Consider the following 20535-nt stretch of genomic DNA (forward strand, 5'->3'; position numbering starts at 1 on the left):
ACAGCTACCAGGTCAAGAAACACAACGAGCCGGCCAGTATCCGCCATCAGAACCCGGCCACGATCACGATCCGCAGGCTGACACCCAGACCAGCAGCATGATCAAATTAGGCTACGTGGCATTGGGTCCTAGCCGGGAAAGTCCTTCCCGCGATGACAATGCCGGAAGTTCGTTCTCCGCTTCCCCGTGAGTGCGCCCGATGGAAATGCGAACTTCGGTGTCCACGTTGTTGACACCAATCAAGGTGATAAATACAGTTCGTAAACAGTAAACGTCCGCTACTGAAAATAGCGTCAAAATATTTGTCTCCGTATGTGCCTCCTACATTCTCGCGAGGGGTTATGAAGACGATTTCCGAGAGTGTTCTCGTGGCGCCGGCCCAGAACTGTGACTCACTGGCCGGCGCTTCGCTGGCCACCCTGCTGGGGCAGTGGGCGCGGCGACTCGGCGACGAGATCGCGCTGACGTTCCTTGACTATCGGACCACCAGCGACGGTCGCGCTGTCAACCTCACCTGGCGCGAACTCGACGACCGGGTGAGTGCCACCGCGCTGCGTGCCGCGGAACTCGCTTCACCGGGTGAGCGCGCGGCGATCGTGGCCGGGCAGTCCGTCGACTACGTGGTCGCCTTCCTCGGTGCGATCCGTGCCGGACTCGTCGCGGTGCCGCTGTTCGCCCCGACGCTGCCAGGGCATTCCGGACGGCTCGCCGCCACCCTCGCCGACTGCGCGCCCCAGGTCGTCCTCACCACTTCTGCCATACAGGACGAGGTCGCCGATTTTCTTGTCGGGCAAGGGATCGAGGTGCCCTCGGTGCTTCCGGTCGACTCGTTGACGCCTGTCGACGGCGCTGAGCGCGCATGGCACCGGCCGGAGCCCGACGAGCTGGCCTACCTGCAGTACACCTCGGGCTCCACCCGCTCGCCGGCCGGCGTGCTGCTCACCCACCACAACGTACTGGCCAACGCGCGCCAGGCCTGTGGTGCGTACGGCGTCCAGAGCGGCACGACGTCGACCGTCAGCTGGCTGCCGCTTTTCCACGACATGGGCCTGATCCTGGGCATCGGCGCGCCCATGTTCTGTGGGGTTGCCTCGGTGCTGATGGACCCGATCGCCTTCCTGGAGCGGCCGGGGCGGTGGCTGCGGGCGCTTTCCGCTAGTCCCGGTGCGATCAGCGCGGCTCCCAACTTCGCCTACGCCTACAGCGCTTCCCGGGTCACGGAGGACGAGAAGAGCTATCTGGAGCTGAGCCGGGTCGTGTCGCTGATCAATGGCAGCGAGCCGGTGCTCCCGGCCACCATCGCCCGGTTCCAGGAAGCATTCGGCGACTGCGGTCTCCGGCCGGAAGTCCACCGCGCCTCCTACGGGCTTGCCGAGGCCACCGTGCTGGTTTCCGTCACCGACGAGGGTTCGCCGTCGCGGCAGGTCAGGTTCGACCGGGACCGGCTGGCCTCGGGCGCGGCGGTGCCCCCCGCCGGGCCGTCGGCGGCCGTCACCACCCTCGTCTCCTGCGGCCGCCCGGTCGGCCAGCGAATCCTGGTCGTCAACCCGGCCACCGGTGTCCCGCTGCCTGACGGCGCGGTCGGCGAGATCTGGGTGAGCGGACCTAACGTCGGGCAGGGCTACTGGCGTCGGCCCGAGCTCTCCGCGGCGACGTTCGGGCTGGCTTCCGGCGGCTGGCTGGCCACTGGCGACCTGGGTGTCCTTTTCGAGGAAGAGCTCTACATGACCGGCAGGTTGAAGGACCTCGTCATCGTGGACGGGCGCAACCACTACCCGCAGGACATCGAGCAGACGGTGGAGGCCGATCCCTCGGTCCGCCCGCACTCGGCGGCGGCCTTCGCCGTGCAACTGGACAACGGGGAAGCGCCTGTCGTCGTGCTCGAACTGGCCAGACAGGCCGCAGTCGATCTTCCGGCCGTCGTCAGGGCTCTGCGTGGGGTGGTCTCGATCGAGCACGGCCTGAAGCTGCACGACGTCGTCTTCCTGCCGCCGGGCACTGTCCCGCGCACCTCCAGCGGCAAGATCAGCCGCGCGTTGTGCCGTCAGTCCTATGTGGATGGCACGTTGACCGGGCGGAGGCTCGGGTGAGCAGCGGCACGGACGCGCACGCGGTGCGCGCCTGGCTCGTCGACCGGGTGTCGATGGCGACGGGGACCCCCGCCGCGGAGATCGACCCCGATCGTCCGTTCCAGGAGGCCGGACTGTCCTCACGGGACGTGCTGAGTCTCACGGGTGACCTCGGCGGTTTCGTCGGCAGGCCCCTGCCGGCGACGCTGGTGTGGCAGTACCCGACCATCACCGCGCTCGCCGCCGCGCTGTCCACCAGCGACGAAAACCGGATGGCCGCGCCGCAGCCGGTGGCGGGCGAGCCGGTGGCGGTCGTGGGCCTCGGCTGCCGGCTTCCGGGCGGGATCGAGTCACCGGCGCAGTTCTGGCGGTTCCTGGAGTCCGGCGGTGACGGTATCGGGGAGGTTCCGGCTGGCCGCTGGGAGTCCTTCGCCTCGCCAGCGGCGCTGGCGGGATTGCCCCGCCGAGGCGGGTTTCTCGACGATGTCGCCGGGTTCGACGCGGCCTTCTTCGGCATTACCCCCCGCGAAGCCGAGGCGATGGACCCGCAGCAGCGCATCCTGCTGGAGGTGACCTGGGCGGCGTTGGAGAACGCGGGAATCCCGCCGAAGTCCCTGCGCGGCACCAGGACCGGCGTGTTCGTCGGGCTTTCGGCCAGCGAGTACGGCTACCTGACCATGACCGACGTCGCCACCATCGACGCCTGGTCGGGGACCGGCGCCGCAGCGAGCATCGCCGCGAACCGGCTGTCCTACCTGCTCGACCTGCGCGGTCCGAGCCTGACGCTCGACACGGCTTGCTCCTCGTCGCTGGTTGCGGTGCATCAGGCGGTGCAGAGCCTGCGGCGGGGCGAGATCGACACCGCGCTCGTCGCCGGGGTCAACCTGATGCTGTCCCCTGGCATCACCGCGAACTTCCACCGGGCCGGGGTACTGGCCGCGGACGGGCACTGCAAACCGTTCGACGCCGGGGCCGACGGGATCGTTCGCGGCGAGGGCTGCGGCGTGCTCGTGCTCAAGTCGCTCAAGGCCGCGCGGCGCGACGCCGACCGGGTCATGGCGGTGATCCGGGGTAGCGCGGTCAACTCCGACGGCCGGTCCAACGGCATGATGGCCCCCAATCCGGACGCGCAGGCCGCGCTGCTGCGCGACGCCTATTCGGCGGCCGGGGTCGAACCGTCCTCAGTGGACTACGTGGAGGCGCACGGCACCGGCACGCCGCTCGGCGATCCCCTTGAGGCGGGTGCGCTGGGCGCGGTCCTCGGTGCCGGTCGGGAGGCCGTCCGGCCGCTGCTGATCGGTTCGGTCAAAAGCAACCTCGGCCATCTCGAGGGAGCCGCCGGGATCACCGGGCTGATCAAGGTGGTGCTGTCGCTGGTCCATCGCCGGCTGCCGCCGAGCCTGCACTACCGCACCCCGAATCCCCACGTCGACCTCGACGAGCTCGGCCTGCGGGTGGTCGCGGCGGGCACCGGCTGGCCCCGGTACTCGGGCACCGCGCGAGCCGGGGTGTCCGCCTTCGGGTTCGGCGGCACGAACGCCCATGTGGTGCTGGAAGAGTGGCCCGCCACGTCTTTCCCCCTGAGTCCCGGTGACACCGCCAAACCCGAGGTCTTCGCGCTGTCCGCGGGCTCGGCCACGGCCTTGCACGCCAGGGCGGGTCAGCTCGCGGACTGGTTGGATTCGCCCGCGGGTCGTGACATCCCGCTCCGTTGCGTCGCCCCGACCTTGGCGAACCGGCGCGAGCAGCTTCCGGTCCGGAGCGCGGTGGTCGCCTGCGGCCGTGACAAGCTGGTCGGAGCCCTGCGTGAACTCGGTCAGGGCCGCGGCGGTGCGGACGTCGTGAGCGGCCAAGCCGGTGCGCGCACGGACGTCGTGTTCGTCTTCTCGGGTTACGGATCGCAGTGGCCGGAGATGGGACGACGGCTGCTGCTGGACGAACCCGCCTTCCGTGCCGAGGTCGACGGCCTGGACCCGGTATTCCTTGCCGTGGCTGGGTTTTCCCTGCGCGAGGTCATCGCGGGCGAGCAGGAGCTGCCGGACCTCGGCGCCACGCAGCTGGCCTTGTTCGGTATGCAGATGGCGCTGGCGGGACTTTGGCGGGCACACGGGGTGGTGCCTGCCGCCCTGCTGGGGCACTCGATGGGCGAGGTCGCCATGGCCACCCTTTCGGGTGCTCTCGACTTCACCGACGGGCTGCGTGTCATGGTCACTCGCGCCCGGCTGCTCGCGGAGGTCGACGCGACCGGCGCTGGGGCGATGGCCGTGGTCGAACTGTCCCCGGCAGAGCTGGCCGAGCTCGAAGGCGAGTACCCGGGCATCACCGTGGCCGTCTACGCGTCTCCGACGCAGTGCACGGTCGGCGGCGAGGCGCGGCAGGTCGAGGCACTGGTCTCGCACGTGGAGAACCTGGGCAGGCTCGCCCGGCGGTTGCCGGTCGGCGGCGCCGGGCATTCCGCGGCGGTTGACGTCGTGCTGGACCGGTTCCGCGCCGAGCTCGCCGACCTCAAACCGGGTACGCCGGAGATTCCCTGCTACAGCAGCGTTCTCGAGGATCCCCGCGAGACGCCGACGTTCGACGTGGGCTACTGGGCGGCCAACCTGCGCCGCCCGGTGCGGTTCGCGCAGGCACTGGCCGCGGCCGAGGCGGACGGGCACACCGTGTTCGTCGAGATCTCCCCGCACCCGATCGCGCTGGCCGCGCTGGAGCAGACCACCGCCGGCCGGGCCACCGGCCTGCCCACCGGCAGCCGCAAAGTCGACGAACGGACCACGTTCCTGACCAGCCTCGCGCGGCTGCACGTGCTCGGCAGGCCCGGGGTACTGGCGGCGCGCGGCCCCCGGGTGGTGCCGGTGGAGCTACCGGGCCCGGTCTGGCACCACGAGCGGTTCTGGCCCGCCCGCCCCGCGCCGGGGCTCGTCGCGGACGGCGGGCATCCGCTGCTTGGCGTCCACATCGAGCAGCCCGGCGGCGGCGAGCACCTGTGGCGGGCCGACGTGGGCACCGGCCGGCACCCGTGGTTCGCCGATCACGCCGCGATGGGTGTTCCGCTCTTTCCCGCCACCGGTTTCCTCGAGCTCGTCCTCGCCGCGACCAGGTCGGCGCCCGGCGCCGGAGCCGGGATCCGGATCGGCGACCTCGAACTGCACCAGGTCCTGCCCTTGGCGGCGAGCACCGAAGTGACGACGAGAATGACCATCCGAGGCGGAGTACCCGCGGAAGTCACCGTGCACGCCCGGTCGGCACACGGCGACTGGGTCAGGTACGCCACCGCACAGGTCCGCGAAACCGAAACACCGCCGAGCCCGTTCGGCCCGGTCACCGAGGAAACCGGCGACGCGCACCGGGTCGATCTGTACCGGGCGCTGGCGGACATGGGCCAGAGTTACGGCCCGGCCTTCCGCGGCCTGCGTGAGGTCGTGGCCGCGCCAGGCCGCGCTTCGGCGTCGATCGTCCTGCCCGAGCAGGCCCGCGAGCACACGGCATACGTGCTGCACCCGGCGCTGGCCGACGCCTGCCTGCACACGCTGGCCGCCGCGGCCGGGGAGGCACTCGGCGAAGCCGGGGGCCTCTACCTGCCGCTCACGCTCGGGGAGATCACCGTCGACGGGGACCCCCGGCGCGGTGTCCGGGTGGACGCCGTCCTCGGCTCGGTGGACGACTCGGGTGACGGCCTGCTGGGCAGCGTGCAACTCGTCGATGAGGACGGTCGCGTGCTCGTGCAGTTCCGTGACGTCTACTGCCGTCGCTTTCAGCGCTCGGCCCTGCCGGTCCCGCTGTCCAGCCTGGTGTTCGAGGCGGCCTGGTTCCAGGCGGAGTTGCCCGCCGTGCCGGTCCGGCAGGAGGAGACCCACCGCTGGCTCGTCCTGCACACCGCCGAGCACACGGGCGCGTCCTGGCTGACCAAGCTCCACACCGTGTTCTCGGAGGTCGGCGACGACGTCGGCACCGCACTGCTGGGCGACCGCGCCGCGCTCGCCGCCCAGCTGCGTGCCCGGCGCGAGGCCGGCAGGCCGGTGACGGGGGTGCTGGCCATGGCCGGTACCGCGGGCGCACCGCCCGATCCCGGCAACGCGGCCCACCTCGTCCTCACCCTCGCCGAGGTGGTCGCGGAGCTGGCCGAGGTGTCGCCCGTCATCCCGCGACTGTGGGTGGTCGGTTCGGGCGCGGCGAAGATCGAGCCGGGGGAGACCGGCTGCCCAGAACTCGCGGCCCTGCGTGGCCTGGTCCGGGTACTCGCGTTCGAGCACCCGGAGCTGCGGGTGAGCCAGGCCGACTTCGACGCCGAGCCCGATCCGGCCGGCCTGTGGATTTCGAGTCTGCGGGAGGAGGTCAGGGCCGGCGGTCCCGACGACGAGGTCGCCTGGCGTGAAGGGGTGCGGTACACCCGCCGCCTGGTGCGCCCGGACCTCGGCGAGCCGAGCCGCCAGGCCGTCGTGCGTGAGGGCGCCTACGTCATCACCGGTGGTCTCGGCGGGCTGGGTCTCGTCGCGGCCCGGTGGCTGGCCGACCGGGGCGCGAGCCGCATCGTGCTGTCCGGCCGCCGCGGCGCGGGGCCGGAAACCGCACCGGCGTTACAGGTCCTGCGTGAACTCGGCGCCGAGGTGCGCGTCGTCGCGGGCGACATCGCCGAACCCGGTACGGCCGAACTGCTGGTGACGACGGCCACGGAGGGCGGCATGGCACTACGGGGAGTCCTGCACGCCGCCGGCGCGCTGGCGGACGCGGCCGCGATTTCGCTCGCGCCCGAACAGCTCGAAGCCGTCTGGCGCCCGAAGGCCGTGGGCGCCTGGCGGTTGCACGAAGCGACCGCCGGTCACGAGCTGGATTGGTGGCTCGTCTATTCCTCGGCGGCCGCCCTGTTCGGCTCGCCGGGACAGACCGCTTACGCGACCGCGAACGCCTGGACCGACGCACTGGTCGGGTGGCGGCGTGCCCAGGGGCTGCCAGCGGCGACGATCAACTGGGGTGCCTGGGGCGAGGCCGGTGCGGTCACCGGCACCCGGAACCCTGTGCTGGAACCGCTTTCCACCGACGAGGCGCTCGGCGCGCTGGACGCCGTGCTCGCCAGGGATCGCGAGGCGACCGGTGTCGCCCGGCTGGACACGGACACGGTGCTCGCGCTGTTCCCGCGGCTGGCCGAGCGCCCGTTCTTCGACCTGCTGGTCCCCGCAGATGGCGGCGACTGCCCGGCGTCGGCGGACTGGGCGGGCATGGAGGCGCTGCGCGCCGCGGAGCCCGAGGTTGCCTGGGCCGCCATCGCCGACCACCTGGCCGCTGTCGTCGCCGGCCTGATGGGCTTCACCGCCGCCGAGGTCGACCGGCACACGCCACTCACCCAGCTGGGTCTGGACTCCCTCATGGCGATGCGCGCCCGCGGTGCGGTGGAGCGCGACTTCGGGCTGCCCCTGCCGGTGCCTCTGCTCCTGCGCGGCGCCTGCCTGACCGAGATCGCCGAGCAGCTCGCGAGCCAGGCCGGTTTCGGGACGCCCACACCGTCGCCGATCACCCGGCCCGCCCCGGTCGGCCCTCGCGATCCGGCTGAACGCTGGGTGGCGAGGCACTGGCACGCGGTGCTGGCGGGGAAGGAGCCCGGCGTTTACGACGACTTTTTCGTCGTGGGCGGTGGTACCGAGCATGCGGACCGCCTACGGGCCGCGTTCACGGAGGAGCTCGAAGCGGTGCCCGACTCGGCCGGGCTGTTCGCCCTGCCCACGATCGCCGCGATGGCCGATCTGCTCCGCGCCGAGATCGAAGGTCTCGGGTCCAGGCCGGTGCGCCTGCTGCGAGACGGTGTCGGGCCCGACCCGGTCTTCCTGTTCCACCCGGCCGGCGGGCCGACCAGCGTGTACCGCGAGCTCGTACGGCTGCTGCCGGACGGCAATCCGGTGTACGGGTTCGAACGGATCGACGAAGAGGACACGGTCGAGGGCAAGGCGGCTTGTTACGCCGACCTCATCAGGGAGATCCAGCCGCAGGGGCCGTATCGCCTGGGCGGCTGGTCGTTCGGTGGCTGCCTCGCCTACGAGACCGCTCGGCGGCTGACCGCGGCAGGGGAAGCAGTCGGTCTTGTTTTCATGATCGACACGATCCTTCCGCTGTCTGTTCCCGGGAGGTCCGGCACCGAGTTGCTGCTGGAGCGGTTCGAGCGGTTCGCCAGGCACATCGAGCAGACCTACGGCGTCCCGCTCGAGATCCCGCGGGCAGAGCTGGAAAAGCTCGGAGAAGAGGCCCAGCTCCGGCTCGTCATGGGCAGGCTGGCCGAACAGGTCCCGGAGATGGGCCAGGGCGTGCTGCACCATCAGTACACGTCCTATTTGGACGCTCGTGTCGCCGAACGTTACGCGCCGGAAACGTACACCGGTCCGGTCCTGCTGATGCGGGCGCAGGAGCCGCATCCGCTCACGACCTCGCTCGACCCCCGGTACCTGCGGACCGACGAAGCACTCGGATGGGACGAGTTCTGTGCGCACCTGGAGATCGTGCGGGTGCCCGGTGATCACCTTTCCATGATCGACCCGCCGCACGTGTCCGTCATCGTGGACGCGCTGGTACGGCGGTTCGAGGACAGGAACAGCTCCGTCGAGCAGCACGCAGGAAAGGGGTGACGCGAGGATGAAGATCGAGGACAGTTCCCTCAGGCCGACGACGTCCTTACGGATCGCCGACCTGGCCGCCCGCCAGGACGAGGTAGTCCGGATCGCGGAGAAACGCGCGATTGACCGCCAGCACATCAAGGGGAAGCTGACCGCCCGCGAGCGGATCGACCTGCTGGTGGACCCGGGCTCCTTCGTCGAACTCGACCAGTTCGCGCGGCACCGGTGCGCCGAGTTCGGGATGGCCGCCAACCGGCCCTACGGGGATGGCGTGGTCACCGGGCACGCGACGGTCGACGGCCGCCCGATCTGTTTGTTCTCCCAGGACTTCAGCGTGTTCGGCGGGAGCATGGGCGAGGTGTTCGGGGAGAAGGTCCTCAAGGTGATGGACCTGGCCATGACGTTGGGCTGCCCGATTGTCGGGATCAACGATTCGGGTGGCGCGCGGATCCAGGAAGGTGTTGTCTCGCTTGCCTATTACGCGGAGCTCGGCCGCCGCAACGCCCACGCCTCCGGGGTGATTCCGCAGATCTCACTGATCCTGGGCCCGTGCGCCGGCGGTGCGGTCTACTCGCCCGCGATCACCGACTTCACCGTCATGGTCGACGAGACCTCGCACATGTTCGTGACCGGGCCGGACGTCGTCCAGGCCGTGACCGGCGAGCGGATCAGTGCGCAGGAACTCGGCGGCGCGGTGACCAACAGCGAGGTCTCCGGCAACGCCCATCACCGGGCCGTCGACGAGCCGGACGCGATCGAGTGGGTCCGGGCCCTGCTCGGGTACCTGCCCGCCAACAACCTCGACCAGGCACCGGAATACGGCGACGAGACCGTTCCCGAGCTCACCGCGGCGGACCTCGAACTCGACCGGCTGATCCCCGACGAGCTGAACCGGGCCTACGACATGGCGGAGGTGATCACGCGGCTGGTCGACGACGGGGAGTTCCTCGAGATCCACAGCGCCTTCGCGCCGAACATCATCTGCGCTTTCGGCCGGATCCAGGGTCGCTCGGTCGGCATCGTCGCCAACCAGCCCCGTCACCAGGCCGGGGTTCTCGACATCAACGCCTCGGAGAAGGCCGCGAGGTTCGTGCGGTTCTGCGACGCGTTCGGCGTCCCGCTGCTCACCCTCGCCGATGTACCCGGTTACCTTCCCGGCGCCGAGCAGGAGCGCAATGGGATCATCCGCCGCGGCGCAAAGCTCATCTACGCCTATTCCGAGGCGACCGTCCCGAAGGTGACCGTGGTGATCCGCAAGGCCTACGGCGGCGGGTACGCGGTGATGGGCTCCAAGCACCTCGGCGCCGACGTCAACCTCGCCTGGCCCACTGCGGAGATCGCGGTGATGGGCGCCGAAGGCGCGGTGCAGGTCCTGCACCGTCGTGAGCTCGGCGGACTGGAACCGGATGAGCGCGCTGCCGTCCAGCGCCAGCTCACCGAGGAGTACCGCGAGCGGCACGCTAGCCCTTTCTTCGCGGCCGAACGCGGCTACATCGACCAGGTCGTGGTGCCTTCACAGACCAGGCGACACGTCTCGCAGGCGTTGCGCACTTTGCGGACCAAACGGCAGACCCTGCCTGCGAAAAAGCACGGGAACATCCCTTTGTGACCAAAGCATCCGAGGCCGGATCCTAACTGCGCTGGCCGCGGCGACGGCCGCACCCGCAGTGCTCGCCGTACCCGGTCGCGGTCAACCTGGTTCGCCAGCCCAACTCTCCCAGCGTAGGCCCGCAGCAGGTGAGCTTGAGCCAGCGCGCGACGGTCACCGCACCGGCGACAGCTGCTGCCGGAGCGACTTTCGACAGCATCATCGATCCCGCCCCGGATACGGTGCCTGCCACCGTGGCGGGCTACAAACTCAAGTAGGTCAAGAACTTCAGCCTCAAGCTGCTGGCCCGGCGAGCTCCGCCTACGTCAGCTCGGAACTGTCCTGCGGCTCTGGGTTGGGCGCCACGGCGCCGATGTCCAGCGGCCGGGTGCCGCGCAACCGATGCGCGCGTAGCGCGAGTTGTATGTCCAGGCGTTCCGACGGATCGTTGAGCCGGTCGCCGAACATCTCGAACAGCTGGTTGAGCCGGTAGCGGACCGTCTGCGGGTGGATCTTGAGGATCGCGGCGATCTCAGGCGTGCTGCCTCGGCACTCCAGCCAAGCCAGCAGTGTCTCGCCGAGCCGGTCCTGCTGCTTCGGGGTGAGACCGAGCAGCCGGCTCAGCGTCTTGCGGGTCAGCTCGTCGAGCAGGAAGTCTTCGTGCATCAGCCAGACCGTGCTGAGGTGCTCCGTCACGGAGACCATCGGTCCCGCGGTGATGATCCCGCGCTGCATCAGCTGCATGGTGCGCCGTGCCCAGCGCAGGGAGGTCGCGGTGTCGAGTAACCGCACCCTGGGCCCGACCGCGGCACGCCAGCCTCGCAGCACGGGTGCCAGCGTCTCGAGGTCGCGGTCGGGGTTGGCGGTGACCAGGCACGGCTGTGCGCCCTCGAAATCGACGAGGACGTCTGGGTGTGTCGGGGGCGTCGGATCGACGTCATCCGGATAGCGTTCCTCGGGCGGTTCCAGCGCGATCACGGTGACCCATTCCGAGATCTCCCAGTTCGCGGCCTTCGCCATCGTGGCGATGTTCTGCGGTGAGGATTGCGGGGTGGCGAGAAGCAGCTCCAGCAACTGCCGCCGCCGCCGTTCGAGTGTTCCCGTGGCGGTGGCCTGCGCGACCGTGTACCCCTCGACTGAGTACGAAGAGATCTCGTCGATCAGCGCGAAGATGGCTTCGGCGCTGACACACAGCATGTGCGCGGAGAGATGCATGTGCTGGCCCCAGGCGGCGACGTAGCGCCACGCGGCCTGGCCGCCCACGCGGTAGGAGGCTTGAAGTGAGTCGAGGCTGCCGCCGTCGTTGTGTACGCCCCGGCCGACGTCCCGGAAGAACTCCGCCCACTTGTCCTGTGGCACGCTCTTGTCGCCGCCGATGCTGTCGATGGAGCCGACGACTGCCTCTTCGATGACTTGCGTGATGACTTTGCCGAAAGGACCCTCCAGCGGCTTCGCGTACTCAGGGACTCCACTTTGGACCGCTTCGAGGATCTTCTTGCTGAGTTGGTTCGCGTGCGGACGGAGGCGCCGGGCCATCTCGCCGGGCAGCGACAGCCACAACATTCTCGAGTGCCCGCCGGTCGCCACGACCGGAGCGGCGCTTCCTGTCGACTTCCCCCGCGGTTCGCCAGCGTTCCGACAGCTTAAGCGTAGTGACAGGTCCGGAACAAGGTTGGTATCCGGGCGTACATGGCCTCGGGGCGAGATATAAGTACAATTTGCACTACGTTTCGAGATGGATGTGTGGGTCGAGTGGGTTTGGCACGGCGCGAGATGCGACTTGGCTAGTGGATGTGAGGTGACGACTCTGGAGGCGGTTCGCGAGTTGGTGCCGCGTGCACTGCAAGCGGACGAGTGTCCGGTTAGATCGGGCCGGTGGGGGCGGTGAAGTCGTGCATGCCGACGCTTATAGCGCGCCACCGTGCTGGGCGCGGGCTCGCTCACGCTGGCCGGCCCGTTTCCCGTTATAAGCCGGATTTTACGCCGCCGCGCTTAGTTCGCGTACTCTGTCGCTGAGATCCGCGTTCCCTCCCTTTCGGTCGTCTGAGGCTCCCATGTATCTGAACGTGACCACGGCCGTCGTCGAACTGTTCGAGACCGCCAACTTTCGCGATCTGCACGTCCGGCTCGTCGGGATCGACGACAATGCCGCAGCGGACTCTCTGCGCGCCAGCGGTTTCGGGGAGCTCGACGGTGATCACGCCTGGCTCGATCCTGCCGCTCTGCAAGCTGGGGGAGACGACACGTCAGAGTGGCGCGCGGGCTTCGCGGCGATGCTCGACTTCGCCGCGAAGCGCGGCTGGACGAACGAGGACAGTACCCGGGTCCGTGCTCACCTGGTGCGCAGCTGACGCGCCAGGCCCAAACGCGACCTAACCACGTCGCTCAAGGTAGCGCCTACTACGAAACGTGGTGCGGTGGTTTCATCCGTTTCCCGAAGATGGCGAGAACGAATCGTGCACCTGCTCCGCAGTGGGGGCGCTGCCAGGCAGGGGGGCGAGAGGGTCAGGGCGAAGGCTCTCCATGAGTAGCGTGACGTAGCGCTCCTGCAGGGCGGGCTGGTATCCGACCGCTCGGGCCGCGGCGGCCACGGCCGCGATCAGGTATGGAACGTCGGTGGCGGAGAAGTCGGTCCGCACGCTGCCTTCCTGATGGGCTCTGTCGATCAGCTCGCGCCAGCCGAACAGCAGCATGCGTTCCAAGGCGGGAGTTACCGCGAGCCCTCGCTGTTCGCGGACGGCCCGGTTGTCCCGTGCCATCTCGAGGCTTTGCCGCAGCGCCAACTGAAGTCCCCGCCAGCCGGTCGGCTCGGCCAGCGCGCGTGCCAGATTGGCCGCCGCGACCTCGGACCGGCGTTCGGTGAGGGCCTTGACTAGACCGTCCTTGGTGCCGAAGTGACGATACAGGGTGGGCGGCCCGACGTCGGCCGCGGCAACGATCTCGGCGACGGTCACGTCAATGCCCTTGCGGGCGAAGAGGTCCTCGGCTACGTCGAGCAGGCGTCGGCGATTCTCCTCGGCATCCGCGCGCATGATCATCCTCTCCGACTATGCCCATCCCACTCAGACGGTGGATCTCCACACCTTACTTGACTGTCCGTTCGCTGAAAAGTAGCGTGCAATACGTTTGCAACGGGTAGAAAGGTGGCTCACGTCGTCTCTCCTTGATGGCGATCAGAAATCCGCCGAAGCCCACGAACGACCATCCGGTGGTTTTGTTCATGTACTGGACAAGCGCGTTCCGCTGGAGTGGGTTCAGGGCGTCCATCATTTCCTGTTGCCGGGCCTTCCACCGTCGGTGTTCCAGCAGGTAGCGCATCGGCGGCAGCAGCCACCACCACTGCGACACCGACGGTGGTGCCGGTCTGTCCTTGAGCATCTGCGTCACCCTGCACCAGGCGGGCGGTGGCGGGGACAGTGTTTCCACTGGCCGAAGCCATGATCACCATCGCTCGCCGCAACCGGATCGACGATCCGGTACCTCTGCGCACGATCTTCTCGTTCTGCCGTCCACTCACACCGACACCCAACGATCAACCGCCCAGAACATCGACCGGCGTGTCGCCAAACCGGCCGACGTTCATGGACACAGCACTAGCCTTCGGGTAGGTCTCCGGTTCGACAGCTCGGGTGAGATCCCGATGGCAAGGCTCGTGAGACTAGGCGTCGGCCGTGAGATCGCGCCCATCGGGCCGCATTCGACGGCGGTGTCGTCAGGAGGTGGGCAGGTGTGGGCCGAGGTAGCCGATACAGATCTGCCCGGTCTTGTCTGTGGCGTCGAGGAAATACAGTCGCGGGTACGATGAGGTTTGACTGATCCGGATGTGCGCGAGGTGCAGGGCGGTAGGCCGCGAAGTTCCGGACCGGCGAGAGTGGGCGTCCCTCGGCGCGGGCGGCTTGCCTGGCAACAGCGTAGGCAGACCAACGCTTGCAGCGCTCGCCACGTGGTGGTGAGCCAATCAGGCCGTCCAGGCAGGCGGGCAGCGGACTCGGCCAGTTCGGGGCTGCACCAGCTGTGGGGCAAGTCCGCTCATGGAAACAGCCAGCCTGCTTCGTCTCGCCGATGGGCGGAAGCTTGCCTTTCAGGAGTGGGGTGAGCCCGGCGGGCAGCCCGTCGTCTCCATCCATGCGACGCCGGGTTCCCGGTTGGAGCGGTACCCGGATGAACAGGCGATCGCTGAGCGGAACATCCGGTTGATCACCTTCGACCGTCCTGGCTACGGCCTGTCGGACGCCCAACCGGGCCGTACCCTCCTCGACTGTGCCGGTGACGTCGTCCGGCTTGCCGACCATTTGGGGCTCGAGGCCTTTTCCCTGATGGGGATGTCGGGCGGTGGGCCTTTCGTGCTGGCGACGGCCTGGGCCACCAGTGGCCGTGTCCTGAGTGCCGCGGTCTCCTGTGGACTCGCTCCGTTGGATCGTGACGACGCCTTCGTGGGCATGAGTGAGGGCAACGCCCGCGAACTCGCGCTCGCCCGCAGCGACCCTGCGAAACTGATGCCGCGCTCGGAGGGCGAGTTGGACACGGGACATGGACAAGCCCCTTAAGTAGATGTTCATCTAAACTAGATCTGACTCAGATTGTCCTCTAGATAGAAGTCTGTCAACATAGACGTATGTCGAAGCAACTGCCGCTGGCGGCGATGGACGTCTGCTGCTCCCCGCTGGCCCGCGAACCCTTGTCCGAACCGCAGGCCGTGGAGCTGGCGAAGGTGTTCAAGGCGATCTCGGATCCGATCCGGCTGCGCCTGCTGTCCCTGATCGCCTCCCACGAGGGCGGCGAAGCGTGCGTCTGCGACCTCACCGACGCCTTCGACGTCACCGGCCCCACCATCTCCCACCACCTCAAGGTGCTGCGCGAATCCGGTCTGATCGACGGCGAACGCCGCGGCACCTGGGTGTACTACCGCGTCCACCCCGAAGTCCTCGCGCGCCTGTCCGCCGTGCTGGTCCCGGCCGACCCGGCGACGGTGCCGGCATGAGCGTCACCGAGGAACCCGCCACGGCAGGCGTCGTCGGCAAACTCTCGACGCTGGACCGGTTCCTGCCGGTCTGGATCGCCGTCGCCATGGTGATCGGCCTGCTCGGCGGCCGGGTCGTTCCCGGTCTGAACACGGCGTTGAACGCGGTGTCGATCGACGGGATCTCCCTGCCGATCGCCATCGGGCTGCTGATCATGATGTACCCGGTGCTGGCGAAGGTCCGCTACGACCGCCTCGACACGGTCACCGGCGACCGCAAGCTCCTGTGGAGCTCACTGGTCCTGAACTGGGTCATCGGCCCGGCGCTGATGTTCGCGCTGGCGTGGCTGCTGCTGCCGGACCTGCCCGAGTACCGGACCGGGCTGATCATCGTCGGCTTGGCGCGCTGCATCGCGATGGTCATCATCTGGAACGACCTCGCGTGCGGCGACCGTGAAGCCGCCGCCGTCCTGGTCGCATTGAACTCGGTGTTCCAGGTCGTCATGTTCGGCGTACTCGGCTGGTTCTACCTGTCGGTGCTGCCCGGCTGGCTGGGCCTCGCTCAGACCGATCTGGCGGTGTCGGGCTGGCAAATCGCGAAGAGCGTGCTCATCTTCCTCGGAATTCCTCTGATAGCGGGGTTTCTGACCCGCCGGTTCGGGGAGAAAGCCAAGGGTCGTGAGTGGTACGAGGCGAAGTTCCTGCCGAAAATCGGGCCCGCCGCGCTCTACGGGCTGCTGTTCACGATCGTGATCCTCTTTGCCCTGCAAGGGGATCAGATCACCAGCCGTCCCGTGGACGTCGTCCGCATCGCGGTGCCGCTACTGGTGTACTTCGCGATCATGTGGGGCGGCGGTTACGCCTTCGGCAAGGCCGTCGGCCTGAACTACGAACGCACGACGACGCTGGCGTTCACCGCCGCGGGCAACAACTTCGAACTCGCCATCGCCGTCGCGATCGCCACCTTCGGCGCCACCAGCGGTCAAGCTCTCGCCGGTGTCGTCGGCCCGTTGATCGAGGTGCCGGTGCTGGTCGGGCTCGTGTACGTCTCACTCGCCCTGCGCCGCCGCTTCACGCCCGCCACCAACCCGTTGGAGACCCGGCCATGACCGTGCCCCATCACCACCACGAAGGCGAGCCCTGCCTCGACGTCGAAGACTGTCGCCTCATCGACCCCCGCGTGCAAATCCTGCTCGACCGCGAGGCCGCCACGCTCACCGACCGGTTCGACGGGATCTTCTCCGCCGAGACCGTGACTGCGGTCGTGCACGACTCGTTCGACCAGCTCGCCGCGACCGCCAAGGTCCACACCCACCTGCCCGTCCTTGCCGCAAGGTTCGCCCGCCAGCGCCTCGACGCCACCGCCAAAAACGAAGGAGCCACCGTGTCCGACCTGCCCGAGGTGCTGTTCGTCTGCGTGCACAACGCCGGCCGGTCCCAGATGGCCGCCGCCCTGCTCAATCACCACGGCCAAGGCCGAGTCGTCGTGCGCTCCGCGGGGTCCGCGCCTGCGGACTCGATCAACCCGGCCGTCGTGGCCGCGATGGAGGAGCTCGGGCTCGACCTGACCCAGGAGTTCCCCAAGCCGCTGACCACCGAAGCCGTGCAGGCGTCCGACGTCGTGATCACGATGGGCTGCGGCGACGCGTGCCCGATCTTTCCCGGCAAGCGCTACCTCGACTGGCAGCTCGACGACCCCGCAGGGCAGGGCATCGACGCGGTCCGCCCGATCCGCGACGAGATCGACCGCCGCGTCCAGGCACTACTCGCCGAGCTCGTACCCGTCGCCACCTGACCTGGCCTGACCCATCGCTTTCCCAGTGGTCTGGCACGGTCAGCAGCAATGCTCGCCGCGCCAGGCCTCGCGACCCTCCTTCACCGCGACCGCGGCGATGACCAGTGCGACAATCGGGTCCGCCCAGGACCAACCGAACAGCGAGTTCAGCAGCAACCCGACGAGCAGGACACCGGACAGGTACGTACACAACAGGGTCTGCTTGGAGTCGGCGACCGCGCTGGCCGAACCCAGCTCCCGCCCGGCCCGCCGTTGCGCGGCCGAGAGGAACGGCATCACCAGCAGCGACACCGCCGCCAGCACGATCCCGACCGTGGAGTGCTCGGCGACCTCGGTGCCGAACAGGGTGCGGACGGACTCGACGGTGACGTAGGCGGCCAGCGCGAAGAACGACACCGCGATCACCTTCAGCGCCGTTCGCTCACGGGCCTCGGGATCGGTGCCGGAGAATTGCCAGGCCACCGCGGCCGCCGAGGCGACCTCGATCACCGAGTCCAGCCCGAACCCGATCAGCGCCGTCGACGACGCGACCGTCCCGGCCGAGATCGCGATGATCGCCTCGACCACGTTGTAGGTGATCGTCGCCGCGACCAGCAGTCGCACCCGCCGCGACAGCACCGCGCGGCGGTCCGCATCCACCCGCACCGCCATGGTCGGCGACACCGGCGCGCAGCAGCCGTCCGTGCAGCCGCCTGGTTCCGCAGTGGCCGCCGTCGGCTCCGCGGTCAGAGGCTGGTCGAGGCGCTGTTCGTTGTCGCTCACCGGGCCGCCGTCGCGGGCGACGCGGCGGCCGGGGCGTCGTCGTCCACGCAGGACTGTTCGGTGTCGACGGCGAGCACGACTTTGACCATCTCACCCAGCGCGCGGGCCAAGTGCTCGTCGGCCAGCGCGTAGCGGACCTGACGACCCTCATAGGTTGCCACCACCAGTCCGCAGCCGCGCAGGCAGGCCAGGTGGTTGGACACATTTGAGCGAGTCAGGCCGAGTTCGGTGGCGAGCTGGCCGGGGTAGCTCACCCCGTCCAGCAGCGACACCAGGATCCGGCACCGGGTCGGGTCGGCCAGCGCTCGGCCCAGCCGGGCCAGCGCCGCGCCCCGCGTCTCACAAGTCAGCATGCATCGAACAGTACAGTCTATAGTGTTATGACAGCAAAGACCGAACAGTTCGCCTTCGACGACTATGCCTCCGCCGGCGGCGAGCGGCGCCCGTCAGGTCACTGTGCGCGCTTCGCGCGTGAGGGCCGATGAGCGTGCGAAGCGGAGGCGTCGGCGGAGATGTCGCGGTCGACATGATCGGCGTGGAACAACGCTTGCGACAGCAGGTTCCGTACATGGTCATTTGCGGCGGAGTAGTACACGAAAGTGCCTTCGCGCCGCCCCCGGACCAGACCGGCCAGCCTCAGTTTCGCCAGGTGCTGACTGACCGCGGTCGGCGCGGCGCCGGCGAGCTCGGCCAGGCACGCGACCGAGGACTCGCCCTGCAGCAGGGCCCACAGCACTTTGATGCGGGTGGGATCAGCCAGCATCCGGAACGACTCGGCCGCGAGGTGGACCTGCTCGTCGGCGGGCATGTCGAACTCCGGCAGCTCAGTAAGCATGACGGCCATCGTACCGCGATGCTCGACTGCCTGCGTACATGCGTGCGTGCGCAGATACGCTGCTAAGGTGGTGGAACAGGCCGACAAGGACTGCGTCACGTCACGCGAGCACAAGGTGGATCCCGTCATGCCCGACCAGCACGACCACGCCGAACGCCACGGCCACGGCCATGCGCACGAACATGGCCATGGCCATGGTCATCGAGGATTGCTGGGCTCACTGTGGAGTCAGGTCAAGCATGCGGTGACCCCGCACAGCCACGACAGCGCGGACATCGTCGACTCCACGCTGGAAGCCAGCGCGCGCGGCATGCGAGCGCTGTGGATCTCCTTCGCGGCTCTGATGGTCACCGCCGTCGCCCAACTCGTGGTGGTAGTGATCAGCGGGTCGGTGGCGTTGCTGGGCGACACACTGCACAACTTCGCCGACGCACTGACCGCAGTTCCCTTGGCCATCGCGTTCCTGCTCGGTCGCCGTGCGGCAACCCGGCGCTTCACCTACGGCCTCGGCCGCAGTGAGGACCTCGCGGGACTGGTGATCCTGCTGGTCATGTTCGCCTCCGCGGTGCTCGCGGCGTGGACGGCGATCGACCGGCTACTCAACCCCCGCGACATGACCGAGATCGGCTGGGTCGCCGCCGCCGGGCTCGTTGGGTTCATCGGCAATGAGGTCGTGGCCCGCTATCGCATCACCGTTGGCCGCCAGATCGGCTCCGCCGCACTCGTCGCCGACGGGCTGCACGCTCGCACCGACGGATTCACCAGCCTCGCCGTGCTACTCGCCGCCGGCGGCTCCGCGATCGGCTGGCGCTGGGCGGACCCGGTCGTCGGCCTGCTGATCACCGTGGCCATCTTGTCGGTGCTCTGGGGTGCGGCGAAGGAAGTGTTCTCCCGGATGCTCGACGCGGTCGACCCGGCGCTGGTAGACGCCGCCGAGCGGACCCTCGCCGCCACCCCCGGCGTGCGCGGGGTCGACACGATCCGGCTGCGCTGGGTCGGGCACACCCTCATCGCCGAGTCCGAACTCGACGTCGACCCCACCTTGACCCTGGTGCAGGCACACACGATCGCCCACCGCGCCGAGGACCGACTCATCGACGCACTGCCCCGCCTGACGCAGGCACTCATCCACGCCCACCCCGGTGGCGACACAGCCACTGAACACCACGAACCCGTGCCACAGCGGTCATAGAACCCGCAGGTCGTCGCCTGCGCCCTCGATCCACTCAAGCCGGCAATCAAGTAGTGCCGATGACCACGGCGCATGGTCCGGAAGTGCTGGCGATCTATCAGGCCGGGCTCGACGGCGAGTGCCGGCAGTCCGGCAATCTCGACGTGTATCCGTAGCGCGGCCACGTTTTCATCAGCGCGGCTTCGCGCGCGCAGGTCGGCGTTCCCTGTCGTGCCAGGGAAATTTCGGCCCTGATAAGCCCGGCCGCGCGGGCCTGTCGGTTCTTCGTCGCGATTCCGTTGTCCCTGGCGGCCGCAACCCGAGTGTGATCAGGCGCCCGGCAGCACCGGAGATCAGGAGCGAACGAGCCGGGCGATCGCCTCGGACGCCTCACGGACCTTGACGTCGGCCTCCTTGCCGCCTGCCGCGGCCGCCTCGACGACGCAGGTGGACAGGTGCTCGTCGAGCAGGCCCAGGGAAAACGACTGCAGTGCCTTGGTCACCGCGGAAACCTGCGTGAGGATGTCGATGCAGTACTGATCTTGCTCCACCATCCGCTGCAGGCCGCGAACCTGGCCCTCGATCCGGCGAAGGCGTTTGAGGTAGGCGTCCTTGTCCTCGCTGTAGCTCACCATCGGCATGCCCGTTCTGTCGTCGTGGTCGGCGAATCATACCCCGACGGGCTTCGTGTGGTGACCTACGTGACTGCGGGGCGCGGCCGCTCCCCGCCGCGTTGACACGGGTACCCCCTAAGGGTAT

Annotated in this window: 17 protein-coding genes; 9 read left to right on the forward strand and 8 right to left on the reverse strand. The window is 68.8% G+C overall.

Annotated elements, in window-relative coordinates; genetic code table 11:
* Nucleotides 1–341: 341 nt before the first annotated feature.
* Genes QMK34_RS03605 through QMK34_RS03615 form a run of 3 tightly spaced genes read left to right on the forward strand, consistent with a single transcriptional unit; the run spans nt 342 to nt 10274 of the window.
* On the forward strand, nt 342–2090 hold the full coding sequence (locus QMK34_RS03605; protein ID WP_326411425.1) for a fatty acyl-AMP ligase: 1749 nt from the start codon (nt 342–344) through the stop codon (nt 2088–2090).
* Nucleotides 2087–8677 (forward strand): SDR family NAD(P)-dependent oxidoreductase, encoded by a 6591-nt coding sequence (locus QMK34_RS03610; protein WP_326411427.1) that lies wholly within the window; start codon nt 2087–2089, stop codon nt 8675–8677. Before QMK34_RS03605 ends, QMK34_RS03610 begins: the two co-directional genes overlap by 4 nt.
* A 7-nt stretch (nt 8678–8684) precedes the next feature.
* Nucleotides 8685–10274, forward strand: a complete 1590-nt coding sequence (locus tag QMK34_RS03615; RefSeq protein ID WP_326411429.1) for an acyl-CoA carboxylase subunit beta — start codon at nt 8685–8687, stop codon at nt 10272–10274.
* Between the two features lie 22 nt (nt 10275–10296).
* Here QMK34_RS03615 and QMK34_RS03620 read toward each other — a convergent pair whose 3' ends face one another.
* Both QMK34_RS03620 and QMK34_RS03625 read right to left on the reverse strand, forming a co-directional pair.
* Nucleotides 10297–10506, reverse strand: coding sequence for a hypothetical protein (locus tag QMK34_RS03620; protein WP_326411431.1), 210 nt, complete (start codon nt 10504–10506; stop codon nt 10297–10299).
* 68 nt (nt 10507–10574) lie between these two features.
* Nucleotides 10575–11816, reverse strand: a complete 1242-nt coding sequence (locus tag QMK34_RS03625; protein ID WP_326411433.1) for a helix-turn-helix domain-containing protein — start codon at nt 11814–11816, stop codon at nt 10575–10577.
* Nucleotides 11817–12319: 503 nt separating this feature from the next.
* On the opposite strand from QMK34_RS03625, the gene QMK34_RS03630 reads away from it, so the two are divergent.
* Nucleotides 12320–12604, forward strand: a complete 285-nt coding sequence (locus QMK34_RS03630; protein ID WP_326411435.1) for a hypothetical protein — start codon at nt 12320–12322, stop codon at nt 12602–12604.
* 72 nt (nt 12605–12676) lie between these two features.
* On the opposite strand, the gene QMK34_RS03635 is transcribed toward QMK34_RS03630, so the two are convergent.
* Together QMK34_RS03635 and QMK34_RS03640 are read right to left on the reverse strand one after the other, a co-directional pair.
* Nucleotides 12677–13291, reverse strand: a complete 615-nt coding sequence (locus tag QMK34_RS03635; protein WP_326411437.1) for a TetR/AcrR family transcriptional regulator — start codon at nt 13289–13291, stop codon at nt 12677–12679.
* A 46-nt stretch (nt 13292–13337) separates the two neighbouring features.
* Nucleotides 13338–13631, reverse strand: coding sequence for a hypothetical protein (locus QMK34_RS03640; RefSeq protein ID WP_326411439.1), 294 nt, complete (start codon nt 13629–13631; stop codon nt 13338–13340).
* Nucleotides 13632–14284: 653 nt separating this feature from the next.
* Here QMK34_RS03640 and QMK34_RS03645 point away from each other — a divergent pair.
* The 4 genes from QMK34_RS03645 (at nt 14285) to QMK34_RS03660 (ending at nt 17008) form a co-directional block, all read left to right on the forward strand.
* Complete coding sequence (locus QMK34_RS03645; RefSeq protein ID WP_326411441.1) at nt 14285–14800, forward strand: alpha/beta fold hydrolase; 516 nt, start codon at nt 14285–14287, stop codon at nt 14798–14800.
* Nucleotides 14801–14868: 68 nt separating this feature from the next.
* Nucleotides 14869–15234, forward strand: coding sequence for an ArsR/SmtB family transcription factor (locus QMK34_RS03650; RefSeq protein ID WP_326411443.1), 366 nt, complete (start codon nt 14869–14871; stop codon nt 15232–15234).
* Entirely contained in the window at nt 15231–16322 is a 1092-nt protein-coding gene (gene arsB, locus QMK34_RS03655; RefSeq protein ID WP_326411445.1) for an ACR3 family arsenite efflux transporter, read from the forward strand. Before QMK34_RS03650 ends, arsB begins: the two co-directional genes overlap by 4 nt.
* Nucleotides 16319–17008, forward strand: coding sequence for an arsenate reductase ArsC (locus QMK34_RS03660; RefSeq protein ID WP_326411447.1), 690 nt, complete (start codon nt 16319–16321; stop codon nt 17006–17008). Before arsB ends, QMK34_RS03660 begins: the two co-directional genes overlap by 4 nt.
* A 39-nt stretch (nt 17009–17047) precedes the next feature.
* On the opposite strand, the gene QMK34_RS03665 is transcribed toward QMK34_RS03660, so the two are convergent.
* The 3 genes from QMK34_RS03665 to QMK34_RS03675 all read right to left on the reverse strand — a co-directional run bounded on the left by QMK34_RS03665 (nt 17048) and on the right by QMK34_RS03675 (nt 18605).
* Nucleotides 17048–17659 carry a cation transporter gene (locus QMK34_RS03665; protein WP_326411729.1) on the reverse strand — a complete coding sequence of 204 codons (612 nt, stop codon included), beginning with the start codon at nt 17657–17659 and terminating at the stop codon, nt 17048–17050.
* A gap of 107 nt (nt 17660–17766) precedes the next feature.
* Complete coding sequence (gene cmtR / locus QMK34_RS03670; RefSeq protein WP_326411450.1) at nt 17767–18123, reverse strand: Cd(II)/Pb(II)-sensing metalloregulatory transcriptional regulator CmtR; 357 nt, start codon at nt 18121–18123, stop codon at nt 17767–17769.
* A 98-nt stretch (nt 18124–18221) separates the two neighbouring features.
* Nucleotides 18222–18605 (reverse strand): ArsR/SmtB family transcription factor, encoded by a 384-nt coding sequence (locus tag QMK34_RS03675; protein ID WP_326411452.1) that lies wholly within the window; start codon nt 18603–18605, stop codon nt 18222–18224.
* 244 nt (nt 18606–18849) lie between these two features.
* Here QMK34_RS03675 and QMK34_RS03680 point away from each other — a divergent pair, with 244 nt between their 5' ends.
* Nucleotides 18850–19797, forward strand: coding sequence for a cation diffusion facilitator family transporter (locus tag QMK34_RS03680; RefSeq protein WP_326411454.1), 948 nt, complete (start codon nt 18850–18852; stop codon nt 19795–19797).
* Nucleotides 19798–20129: 332 nt separating this feature from the next.
* Here QMK34_RS03680 and QMK34_RS03685 read toward each other — a convergent pair whose 3' ends face one another.
* Nucleotides 20130–20411 carry a metal-sensitive transcriptional regulator gene (locus QMK34_RS03685; protein ID WP_326411731.1) on the reverse strand — a complete coding sequence of 94 codons (282 nt, stop codon included), beginning with the start codon at nt 20409–20411 and terminating at the stop codon, nt 20130–20132.
* Nucleotides 20412–20535: the final 124 nt, after the last annotated feature.

It is taken from the genome of Amycolatopsis sp. H20-H5 (assembly GCF_035828755.1).
Lineage (GTDB): Bacteria > Actinomycetota > Actinomycetes > Mycobacteriales > Pseudonocardiaceae > Amycolatopsis.

Excerpts from the sequence above, each read along its gene's own strand:
- QMK34_RS03685 (WP_326411731.1), bottom strand. The coding sequence starts at position 20,411 with ATGGTGAGCTACAGCGAGGACAAGGACGCCTACCTCAAACGCCTTCGC.
- QMK34_RS03660 (WP_326411447.1), top strand. The coding sequence starts at position 16,319 with ATGACCGTGCCCCATCACCACCACGAAGGCGAGCCCTGCCTCGACGTC.
- QMK34_RS03665 (WP_326411729.1), bottom strand. The coding sequence starts at position 17,659 with ATGGCGGTGCGGGTGGATGCGGACCGCCGCGCGGTGCTGTCGCGGCGG.
- cmtR (WP_326411450.1), bottom strand. The coding sequence starts at position 18,123 with ATGCTGACTTGTGAGACGCGGGGCGCGGCGCTGGCCCGGCTGGGCCGA.
- QMK34_RS03675 (WP_326411452.1), bottom strand. The coding sequence starts at position 18,605 with ATGCTTACTGAGCTGCCGGAGTTCGACATGCCCGCCGACGAGCAGGTC.
- QMK34_RS03640 (WP_326411439.1), bottom strand. The coding sequence starts at position 13,631 with ATGCTCAAGGACAGACCGGCACCACCGTCGGTGTCGCAGTGGTGGTGG.
- QMK34_RS03650 (WP_326411443.1), top strand. The coding sequence starts at position 14,869 with ATGTCGAAGCAACTGCCGCTGGCGGCGATGGACGTCTGCTGCTCCCCG.
- QMK34_RS03635 (WP_326411437.1), bottom strand. The coding sequence starts at position 13,291 with ATGATCATGCGCGCGGATGCCGAGGAGAATCGCCGACGCCTGCTCGAC.
- QMK34_RS03625 (WP_326411433.1), bottom strand. The coding sequence starts at position 11,816 with ATGTTGTGGCTGTCGCTGCCCGGCGAGATGGCCCGGCGCCTCCGTCCG.
- QMK34_RS03615 (WP_326411429.1), top strand. The coding sequence starts at position 8,685 with ATGAAGATCGAGGACAGTTCCCTCAGGCCGACGACGTCCTTACGGATC.
- arsB (WP_326411445.1), top strand. The coding sequence starts at position 15,231 with ATGAGCGTCACCGAGGAACCCGCCACGGCAGGCGTCGTCGGCAAACTC.
- QMK34_RS03645 (WP_326411441.1), top strand. The coding sequence starts at position 14,285 with ATGGAAACAGCCAGCCTGCTTCGTCTCGCCGATGGGCGGAAGCTTGCC.
- QMK34_RS03605 (WP_326411425.1), top strand. The coding sequence starts at position 342 with ATGAAGACGATTTCCGAGAGTGTTCTCGTGGCGCCGGCCCAGAACTGT.